General features: G+C 37.5%; 8 protein-coding genes. 2 read left to right on the forward strand and 6 right to left on the reverse strand.

All coding sequences use genetic code 11. The features are described 5' to 3' along the window. The first annotated feature begins 153 nt into the window (after positions 1-153). Together ACOVQ4_RS00320 and ACOVQ4_RS00325 are read left to right on the forward strand one after the other, a co-directional pair. The gene (locus tag ACOVQ4_RS00320) at positions 154-1641 is read left to right on the forward strand and encodes a hypothetical protein (RefSeq protein WP_421818686.1); all 1488 of its coding nucleotides are present in this window, start codon (positions 154-156) and stop codon (positions 1639-1641) included. Between the two features lie 88 nt (positions 1642-1729). Next, the gene (locus tag ACOVQ4_RS00325) at positions 1730-3478 is read left to right on the forward strand and encodes a cytochrome-c peroxidase (protein ID WP_421818687.1); all 1749 of its coding nucleotides are present in this window, start codon (positions 1730-1732) and stop codon (positions 3476-3478) included. A 228-nt stretch (positions 3479-3706) separates the two neighbouring features. Here ACOVQ4_RS00325 and ACOVQ4_RS00330 read toward each other — a convergent pair whose 3' ends face one another. The 6 genes from ACOVQ4_RS00330 to ACOVQ4_RS00355 form a co-directional block, all read right to left on the reverse strand. Then, complete coding sequence (locus ACOVQ4_RS00330; protein ID WP_421818688.1) at positions 3707-6796, reverse strand: lantibiotic dehydratase; 3090 nt, start codon at positions 6794-6796, stop codon at positions 3707-3709. A gap of 293 nt (positions 6797-7089) precedes the next feature. Continuing rightward, positions 7090-7581 (reverse strand): YdeI/OmpD-associated family protein, encoded by a 492-nt coding sequence (locus tag ACOVQ4_RS00335; RefSeq protein WP_421818689.1) that lies wholly within the window; start codon positions 7579-7581, stop codon positions 7090-7092. Between the two features lie 75 nt (positions 7582-7656). Continuing rightward, on the reverse strand, positions 7657-8583 hold the full coding sequence (locus tag ACOVQ4_RS00340; RefSeq protein WP_421818690.1) for a bifunctional riboflavin kinase/FAD synthetase: 927 nt from the start codon (positions 8581-8583) through the stop codon (positions 7657-7659). A 63-nt stretch (positions 8584-8646) separates the two neighbouring features. After that, positions 8647-9354, reverse strand: coding sequence for a tRNA pseudouridine(55) synthase TruB (truB, locus tag ACOVQ4_RS00345; RefSeq protein WP_421818691.1), 708 nt, complete (start codon positions 9352-9354; stop codon positions 8647-8649). Between the two features lie 232 nt (positions 9355-9586). Then, complete coding sequence (locus ACOVQ4_RS00350; RefSeq protein ID WP_421818692.1) at positions 9587-10390, reverse strand: undecaprenyl-diphosphate phosphatase; 804 nt, start codon at positions 10388-10390, stop codon at positions 9587-9589. 144 nt (positions 10391-10534) lie between these two features. After that, positions 10535-10738, reverse strand: a complete 204-nt coding sequence (locus ACOVQ4_RS00355) for a DUF3098 domain-containing protein (protein WP_421818693.1) — start codon at positions 10736-10738, stop codon at positions 10535-10537. Positions 10739-10863: the final 125 nt, after the last annotated feature.

Genomic DNA, 10863 nt, shown 5'->3' on the forward strand with positions numbered 1-10863 from the left:
AAAGCCCATAGCTTACAGCCTAAAGCCTGTAAAATAGATTTATATTCTCTTAACATTTCTGTAAACTTTAGGCTAAAGTGTATCCCTAAATTTGCTTCCGAAATTCAAAATGAAGGTTGAAGCAACAACCATATACAAGCTTTTAAAACATTTATGAAAAAACTCTTATCACTTTCTCTTGCGTCATCTTTGGCGTTGGCTGGCCTCACTTCGTGTCAAAATGATGAAAATGGTGTTCCTAGCTCACCAGTTGTTATCAAGGATTACTCAGTAAACCCATCTTTGGTTCAGACTCTCGCTGGATATGAATCAATCAAAATCAATTCATTGATCAGTTCAGACGACAAACTAGCAGATTCGCCAAATTTTGTTTTTGGAGCACAACCTGATGGTTCTGGCTTAATGAAAAACCCTTCGGGTGAAGGTTACATTTTAATAAATAATCACGAAATTCTTCGTTCTGTTTCAAGGGTTTACCTAGATAAAACTTTCAAACCAACCAAAGGTGAATACATTTTGGATGGCGATGGCGGCACGTGGCGCTTGTGTTCGGCAACCTTAGCAACACCAGAAGTTCATGGATTTGGCCCTATGTTTTTGACAGCGGGCGAAAGTGGTGCCGAGTCTTTGGTACACGGAATCAGTCCATTGGCAGATATTTCGGGCAAAAAAGATGCTTCGAGAGTACTTCCAGCACTAGGCAAAGCAAGTATGGAAAATGCGGTGCCACTTCCTAAGGAGGCGTTTTCAGGAAAAACAGTTATCATTATTGGCGAAGATGATTCGAACGGGCAGTTAGTTGCCTACGTATCAAATACAGTAGGCGATTTGAGCAATGGCAAATTGTACTTTTTGAAGAGAACCAACAACGACCCCATCGAAACCAACATGGCCGTTGGACAGAAATATGATGTAGAATTCGTTGAAATAGAAAATGCTAAAACCCTAACTGGTGCGCAGATTGCGGCGCTTTCTGTGACCAAAAATGCGATTCAATTTGCTCGTGTAGAGGATGTAGACTATGGAAAAGGTTCGGCCGCAAAAAATCGTAATATCTACTTCACAGCGACAGGTGTAAGCCAAAGCGATAAGAAAACTCCAGTAGCTGGAAAGACCATGTGGGGACGTGTATACCATTTGGAACTTGATGCCAACAACCCATTGAAAGGTACTTTGGAAGCTTTAGTTGATGGTGTTTCAGACCCAGGTAATAGCATCGTAAACCCAGACAACATCTGCGTGACCGAAAACTATGTCTATATTCAAGAAGACGGTGATTCGTTCTATGCCGATAATAAGCATGATGGTCGTGTGTGGCAATATAGCATCGCTAATAAGTCCTTGAAACCAATGATTGAAATGAATCATCGTCGTACAGACGCTACTTTCAATGCCAAATATAACCCTATCAATGTAAATACTTTGAGTTCGTGGGAATTTGGAGCCATGCAAGACATTTCAGATATTGTGGGCATCCCAGGAACATTCTTGTTAAACATTCACCCACATACTTGGCGCGATATGAAATACAGTAACGCAGACGGTAGTAATACAACAATAGCAAAAAGTATTTCAGATAGTAGCACAGGATCATTCTCAGAAGGCGGACAAGTTGTAATTTTGTCGGGAATACCAAGATAAACGACATTTCCCTAAATCAAATAAAATCTCTCGTTAGTCGTATTGCCCTTGGTTGTTTGATCAGGGGCAATTTTTATGCTTTTAATCCATGAAAAATTACCTATTCCTTTTCTTTATTTTAACGATAGGGTCATGCAAACCAGAAGACCCCACTATTGCCTTTAAAAAGCAAATGGCAGTAGATTTAGGAATTTTGAATGAGCAAGTATCAAGGTTTCAGCAAACAGTAGTAACAAAACAACCCGAAGATTCGATTCAAAGAACTTTTCTACAAGCTAGAATAGCCTATAAAAAAATCGAGTTTATCACCGAATACTTCATGCCTTCGGCAACAAGACTTGTCAATGGAGCACCTTTGAATGAGATTGAAATAGAAGAAAATATGATTAATGAGCCCGGAGGTTTTCAGGTGATTGAGGAGTATGTTTTTCCGAAAATCGATACTGCTAACTATCAGGAGCTGATTCATCAAATCAATAAACTACAAACAGAACTCAAACGGTACCAGACCCTACAGGATTTAGAATACATGCCAAGTCAATGTCTGGATGCAGCTCGGCTGGAAGTTTTTAGGATAAGTTCACTCGGGCTGAGTGGGTTTGATACCCCACTTTCACAAAACAAAATTGCTGAAAGTATAGCTGTACTGGCACATTTACCCGTTTATTTGAATCTTTTTGGAAAAGTAGATAAGGATTTAGAAAAAGCATTTTCTGAAAGTATTCAATTTTTAGAAAAACCAAAAAATGAAAGTTTCGATGCCTTGACATGCATCAAACAGTACCTTCAACCGCTGACTAAGGGTATAATCAATTGGCAAAAAACTCAAGAAATCGCCCCACTTAAAGATACTCGCATCCTTTCGGCCGAGGCTGGTACTTATTTTGATAAAAATGCTTTTAGCGGAGATTTTTATACACATAATTCTGAGGCTTATTCTTCTACGGCAAAAGCATCCTTAGGGCAAAAGCTATTTTTTGACCCTGTTCTTTCCAACGGGAACGGAATAAGCTGCGTGACTTGCCATCAACCAGATAAGGCTTTTACAGATGGACAAATCAAAGCTATAGGTATTTCAGGAAAAAGAGTACAACGTAATACGCCTACGCTGATGTATGCTGGTTTACAAAGCAAACAATTTTATGATTTGAGCGTAGGTAGCCTTGAAGAACAAGCCGAAAAGGTTGTGCATAATCCTTTAGAGATGAAAGGAAATTTAGAAAAAGCTTTGATTTCCATAAAAAAAGACACCAAATATGCCGAGGTTCTTAAGAAGGCATTCCCAAAAGTTACTCGAATAGAAACCAGACATTTGCGTAATGCCATTGGCGCTTATATTCGTTCTTTAGCGCCATTCAATAGTCGCTTCGACCAATATATGAAAGGAACAGGGATTTTAGACAATCAAGAAAAACAAGGATTTAATCTATTTATGGGAAAGGCAAAATGTGGTACTTGTCATTTTTTCCCGCTTTTCAACGGAACCGTTCCACCTGATTTTCAGAAAACAGAATCGGAAGTTTTGGGAGTTTTTGACCAACCTCGAAGCAAAAAAATAGATAAAGATTTAGGACGAGGCACTCACAATCCTCAAATTGATGATTGGCGTTATGCTTTCAAAACCCCTACCATAAGAAATATCGAAAAGACTGCCCCATATATGCACAATGGAGCGTATCCAGACCTAGTTTCGGTCATCGACTTTTATGACCACGGTGGTGCATTGGGCTTAGGAGTAGAATTAGAAAACCAAACCCTTTCGGATGAACAACTCAAACTCAGTAAAACCGAAAAAACAGCCTTGATTGCTTTCCTCAAAACGCTCACAGATAGATGATGAATTAGTGGTATACCAAGGTTTGGTTTTTCACTCTCAAATAGGATTGTTGTAGAGGCAACCGCAAGGGTTGCCTCTACAACAAAAATGCTCTCGATAAAAATACAAATCATCGATTTTGGATTTCGGAGGTAAAATCTACTATTTCTCTATATTTCCGAAATCAGAAATCCAAAATCTGAAATTGTTTAAATCCTTCGTACAGTACTCATCTAACATCCCAATAGCTTATTGCTGAGATCTAGCCATGAGCGATTTGTAATAACGACACATAAAATCATAAATCAATAATTCATGTGTTCGTTGGCCATCTGGAATGAGTCGATTGATGGTCATGTGAATTAAATCACTTAAATATTTGCCTCGTAATGCTGCATCTTGCTTGGAAATTATTTTCTCTATCAAGGTTTTAGTGTTGTTTGAGCGGGTATGCAAAAGTGACAGCAGCGGAGACCATTCGCTTTCCTCCTCCAAACTTAGTTTTAGGAACTTTTCAAGACTTGCACGGTTGATTCTAAATTTAGTATCCAGTAAGATTCTTATCTGTTTATCGACATTAAACTCTTTGGCAAAGCTCTCTTTCATGGCCTCCATAATGGAGAACTTCGTCTGATTGGTCAAGTGGAAATCATCTAATAACTGATTTAAGGCTTTACAGGCAAACAACCATCGTAAATCATCTCTATTTTCTTTGGAAGTAGCATTGATAAAGCCAAGAACCATATCACTATCCATCGAAAACCATTGTTCTGTTTCCTCCATGATTGAAGCACCATAACGCTCCAACTCTCTTTCGTAGGTTTCTACTACAATTTTTACAATCCTATTATTTTTGAGATATTCTTCCAGCATCTGATTTACAACAATCAAGACCTCGGCCATACGCGAAATATCCTTTAAATGAAAACGTAAACGAAGGTGTTTTTGAGGATCAGCAAAACGAATAAAAAACCAATAGTCTATTAGTTCTGCTTGTTTGAGCTGGTCTAAAATAGCTGTTATCGCTTCTGAAAGAATCACCTCAGAAGTTTGAATCCCACAATAGATTTTATAATACAACCATTCCGAGCCTAGCGCAAAAGACCTTTGAATGGACATAGCAGGCTTTGGTACAAGAGGAGAACTAGCGAAATGAGTTTCATTTTTTACCAAAAAACCTATAATTTGATTAGCAAGAGGCTTTTGTTGAGCATTCAGAAATACCTGATTGTCTGGTTCAAACAAGAATTCTTTGAGCGTAATTTGAGATCGTTTTTTGATAGTATCCAACCAAGTTTGTACACTAAGCGGGTTTTGGAGATTGACCAACAGCTCATTGTCTGCATCCGATAATACAAACCGTTGAGGCAAATTCCAGTATTTCACAAATTCATCTAGCAAGTCTGAACTCTCTGGATAATTTATTATTTTCTCAAAATCTATCTGCTGTAATTGCCATGTAGCTGGCTCCAAAATCAGTTTTTTATAACAAACCCTTGGATAAAACTTTGCCTCTGGATATACCTTTGACCAATGAATACCTACTGAGATGGTTTGACCTTGATGTTGTAAATCTCCCAAAAATTGATAAACGGGAACAGCGTTTTGCCGATAGTTATGCACATTACTCAATCTCGGAATAACCTCCTTCTGCCATTTTTTGGAGCGTATATGCACGCTACGTGTCATGATATCAACTGATACTAATAAGTCATCAAGCAATAGTTGGTGCGCGGTATCTACAGAAGATTTTGCTAAGTAGGGTATTTCGAAGGCACGAAAAGCAGGATGCAAAATAATATTGCCAATGCGATTTTCAGGAAGATGAACAATTTCAGCCAAAATTACTGAGGGATTCATCCGCTGCTCCTCCTCCGCAATTTGATGCGCCAAAGAAAAGATATCTTTGGAGGCATGAGCAAAACGACCAATGATGTTGACAGCACTTGACCCTCCTATATTTTCGAGATAAACCGGATATTCTTTTAACCCTGTCAAACGAAACATAATAGGAAAAGATGCCGCCATGGGATACTTCTCTGAGTAAAAAGCTTGCATTTCTGATTCGTTCAACTCTATTTGAAAGGCCTTTTGCTGATAAGCCTCCAACCATTTTTGAAAAAGATATTGTTCAAATGCGCCCATCTGCCAAGATTTCATTGCAGAAGCTTTCGTACGCATTCCGAGCCCTTCTGCAATGGGAGTAAGCTGATTTTTTCCAATAGAACCATATCCTATGCCCGATTCGGTATCTAAAACCTCCAGTAGCGGAACTTCCTGCGCCTCATATCGTTCATAAAACTGGTCTATAAATTGTTGAAGCGTGGCATTTTCTGATGGCGTCTGAACTTTGTACAACAACTCGATAACCTCGGTTATTTGACTCTGCAAATCCTCCTGAACAACTGCCTGTTTCAAGTTATTGATTCTATCGGTTTGGAACAATTTTCCCTCCTCAAATGGAACTCCCAATGGCTGCAAAATATTCATTACTCGATGATACTCGTAAACTGAGTTCTGAGGGTTTTGGTCTAAATCATTCAAAGCTTTATCTACTTGATGTAAAATAGACAAAAGCGTATCCAAATCTCCTTGCTGATTAATTCTGGATAAGATACCAATCAGTTGTTGAGTAAACTCTTCTCCCGTAATGGTAGGCTCAAGTTCACTTACCAGCAGTTGAGCATCGATTAGTTCAGTCACAAAGTCGGTAGCCAGTTCTAGCGTAATTTCATCTTCTAACAAAACACTAGCCAATTCAGTCATTGTAGCGCCATTTTGGGCTTTTTGTAATACTAACTCGATATAGGGAGAATACTCAATAGCCGAAATCTGATGATGACGTTTTCCATTGATATAGCGATATTCAATGTATCTAAATTCATTTCCAAAACGATACTGACTAGAATTAGGGAAGTAAAAAATCCTTTGGCAAACCTGAGGAATTTCGGCTAGTCTCTGAGCCAATGCTCCTGCGTAATGCATATCCAAGCGAGTATGACGTTGAAAAGAATTATCCAACTCTAGGGCGGTTTGTTGAGACCATTCGGCCATGGCACATCCAGCAAAAAGCCCAAAAGGCGTACATCTTGAGCACATTCTAGCATAATATTTAGCTAATGAGAATAGGACTTTTTGTTTTTTCTTGGTGTCGATTTTCTCTTGATTTTTGAGAGATAAAGCCTCCTCCAACAATACAGGTGAAGCTAAATAGAGCGCTTCAACAAATTGGGGATTATCCAATAGCTGAAATAGAAAATCTTCGTCAAATTCGTCATTAAAGGCAAAGGCAGGTGTACGCGTGATTAGTTGAGGTAAAAATTGGTAGGTAGATTTCATGTGTCAAATGCTCTGTTATTCTTTTGACGCAATTTATAGTTAATCGACGAAAAACAAAGATTTGAAGTGAATTTATTTTATAAATAAAGTAAATTACAAAAAGTGAAGGTTTCAGAAGTGTATAGAACAAAATAGTGATTCTAGCAATCAGCAGCACAAACATTCAATGCTTTGGTAACGAAAAGGGTATTTTCTAGTTTTTCAAAAAGGAGGAAGCCTAGATAAAGAAAAGATTGAAATCCATAAAAAGTGATAGTTACACAAATCGTAGGCGTATAATTTACAAAAAATACTTAATGAGGTGGCATTTTCAAACCTTGGGACAAAACCTTCAGCGATTGAGCAATTCTATCTATTACTAAATCATGGTTCTTAGATGAAAAAATCCACTTGATAAATCGCTCCTTTTGACTTTCAGAAAGCTGCTCAAAAGTATTCTGAGCCTTATCGTCTAAGGAAAGACAAGATAGAAACTCCTCTGGAACTAGCAATTTACTATCATCAACACACAGCTTTACATGGACAAAATCCCCTGTCGTTTTGTTGATGAGCTTTCTAACTTCTGCTTTGAGAGGCAAGAACAAATGCCCATTACCCATTGGCATTAATTTATAGCGTGATAATTGATATGAATCGATAGAACCTTTGACTTGTAACCAGCCAAAAGGATTTTGTGGATGTTGAGGAATATTGGGTAACGCCACGTAAGTCCAGCCACCTTTACCTTCAAATTTTTGAACAAGTAATATTTCATCAATCAGTAAAATATCTTTTGAATCTTCCATTGTTCAAGCGTTAATAAAATCGAAAATGAGGTTTCCAACCTAACAATCCAGAAAAGTCAGGTTGGAAAATGAGCCTTATTTGAGCATATCCGAAACGGTAAGTTTATCTAAAGCGATTTGAGCTTTAAGTGCATCCAAACCATTAAATTTTTGTTCTGCCCTTACTTTTTGAACAAACTCTACTTTTAAGTTTTCACCATAAATATCTTTATTAAAATCTAAGATATTCACCTCTATTGTTTTGTAAGTGCCATCAACTGTGGGTCTGTTGCCAATATTGAGCATACCTTTTAGTTTTTGGCCAGAGTAATATACCCAAACCGCATAGACTCCATCTTGAGGAATCTGCTTTGTTTGTTCCCTAACTTGAATGTTGGCAGTTGGAAATCCGATGGTTCTACCGATTTGTTTACCTTTTACCACCAAGCCACTCAAATCATAATTACGACCCAAAAAATGTTGTGCTTGAGTCATATCGCCTTCTTGGATAGCTTTACGAATTTTGGAAGAGCTTACCCCAACATGGTCAATATCTTGTCTAGAAATTTCTTCGACAATAAAGCCATATCTATTAGCATTTTGGACGAGATAGTCAAATCCACCTTCACGGTTTTTACCAAAGCGATGGTCGTAGCCTATTACCAAAGTTTTGGTACCTATCGTATTGATGATAACTTTTTGGATAAATTCCTCAGAGGTAAGCTCAGAAAACTCACGGGTAAAAGGAATAACCACAAGATGTTGAACCCCATTTTGGGTCAACAATTCTATTTTCTCATCCAAAGTAGAAAGGAGCTTTACTTCCTGATTATCGGCCGAAACCACTGTGCGAGGATGTGGGTAAAAGGTAATAACTACACTCTCTCCTCCTGTTTGTTGCGCTACTTCGGCCAGCCTTTTTAATATTTTTTGATGTCCCAAATGTACGCCATCAAAAGTACCACTGGTAACAACTGCGTTTTCTAGTTTTTGAAATTCTTGGATTCCGTAATATACCTTCATATCACAAAGTTAGTCTAAAAAAAATGTGGTACGACACAGTCACACCACAAATCATATTTTATGCTATTTCACAAGAGCCGTAGCTCTTTGTTTAACAAATTCTTCAATAGTCAGGGCATTAGCGACCTCAAACTCACCGATACGCTCGCGACGGAGTGCACTCATGTAAGCACCCGACTGACAAGCTAGTCCAAAATCACGTACCAAACTGCGAATATAAGTACCTTTTGAGCATACTATTCGGAAATGAATCGTTGGAAACTCCGAGGTATCGATTTCAAATTTCTTAATTTCCACTTCTCTGGATTTAATTTCGATATCATCTTCGGTTTTGCCTTTTCGAGCCAACTCATACAAGCGTTTTCCATTGACCGAAATTGCTGAATAAATCGGTGGAATTTGCAAAATAGTACCAGTCAATTGTGCCAAAGCCTTGTGCATAAGCTCTTCCGTAACATGCTCAGTAGGATATTCACCATCAAATTCAGTTTCTAAATCGATAGATGGTGTGGTTTTTCCTAAAACTAAGGTTCCAGAGTATTCCTTTTCTTGGGCTTGAAAACTGTCTATTTGCTTAGTCATTTTACCAGTACAGAGAATAAGCAAACCTGTTGCTAGGGGGTCTAAAGTACCTGCATGGCCGATTTTTTTAAAATTACCGGCATATTTCAATTTTTTAACTACGTCAAAAGATGTCCAAGTAAGTGGTTTATCAATCAGCAACACCTCTCCAGGATCTTGTACAGGCTGATTTTGTTGTTTTTCATTCATAAAAATTAATTTTTCAGGCAATAAACTTTCGGCTTTGGGCATTCGGAAATAACATTCAACACTCTTTGCCTTATGCCTGTTGCCTAGTGCCTAAAACAAAACTTAAATCTAATTTTGTCCCTCCAAAGTTTAAGCCACTTACCTTTCAAGAGCATGGAAATCGATAATAAAAATTAGAAACATTTTTTTGTCGAAAATAGCTGCATAATTTTGATATTTCAGCTCAATGCTATTAAACCACGCTAAGTGTGTGTCCAGTAGCCAATAACCCCAAAATAAGTAAACCTACTACAATACGGTAAATTCCAAAGTATTTGAAGCCATATTTATTTAAAATACTGATAAAGAATTTAATGGCCAACACCGCTACAAAAAAAGCTACCACATTTCCTATGGCCAATAATTTTATTTGTTCGCCTGTGATAGTGCCTTCTTCTTTGATAAATTTTAATAGTTTGTACCCAGTAGCTGCCGTCATTGTTGGAACAGCCAAAAAGAAAGAAAATTCAGCCGCTAGGCTGCGAGTTAATTTTTGTTGCATACCACCAATAATTGTAGCGGCACTACGACTCAGCCCCGGAAACATGATTGCTAAGCACTGATAAGCGCCAATTTTGATGGCAGTAATATTAGTAATATCTGCTTCTTCGTCAAAAATTGGTTTTTTAAACCAATTATCAACAAATAATAGAATGATGCCCCCAAGCAATAAAACTGTTGCAATAAATGCGGGATTGCCTAAATGTTCATCAATTAAGTCATCGAATAATTTGCCAAAAATCAAAGCTGGAACAACTGCCAGCATCAATTTTACATAGAATTGCCATTTTGAAAAATCAAAAAACTTTTTCCAGTAAAGAGCAACCACCGCCAAAATAGCGCCTAATTGAATACAAACCTCGAAAAGCTTCGTAAATTTATCATTTTCAATACCAAGAACCGAGCTGGTCAAAACCATGTGTCCTGTTGATGAGATAGGTAAAAATTCGGTAAGTCCTTCAATGATGGCTAGAATAATTGATTGAATGATAGACATATAATGTTTAAGTATCTTTTAGTAGGAAATATTAATCGTTCAAAAATACAAAAAACAAAAAGAAGAACCTGTTTTCTTTTCAGAATTCCTCTTCTTGTTTTTTAACGGTTAATACTTTTATAATAAACCTTTAGGAAATATCCGTTAAGCCTTTTTGAGAATAGCAAAGAACTCGATTGTAAACCCTGCCAATACTACCAAGGGGCCAAGTGTCAGCCCTAAAAAGCCAAAGCCAAATTCTTCTTTATCTAAACTCATAATAAAGAAACCTGCAAGAACAACGATAATTCCCAACAACATTAAAGTGTAGTTGGCTTTTCCAAATGGTAATTTTGATGGATTTGACATAGTTTTCGAAATTTATTTTGTAAAAAAGCCCGTACGGCTTCGTAGTTCGTTTTTATCATTTATTCTTTCAGCAAAACTGAGAAAAATAAGCGATTATATTACTTATAAGTTAGTACGCAATTTTT

Source organism: Flectobacillus sp. (assembly GCF_049240685.1).
Lineage (GTDB): Bacteria > Bacteroidota > Bacteroidia > Cytophagales > Spirosomataceae > Flectobacillus.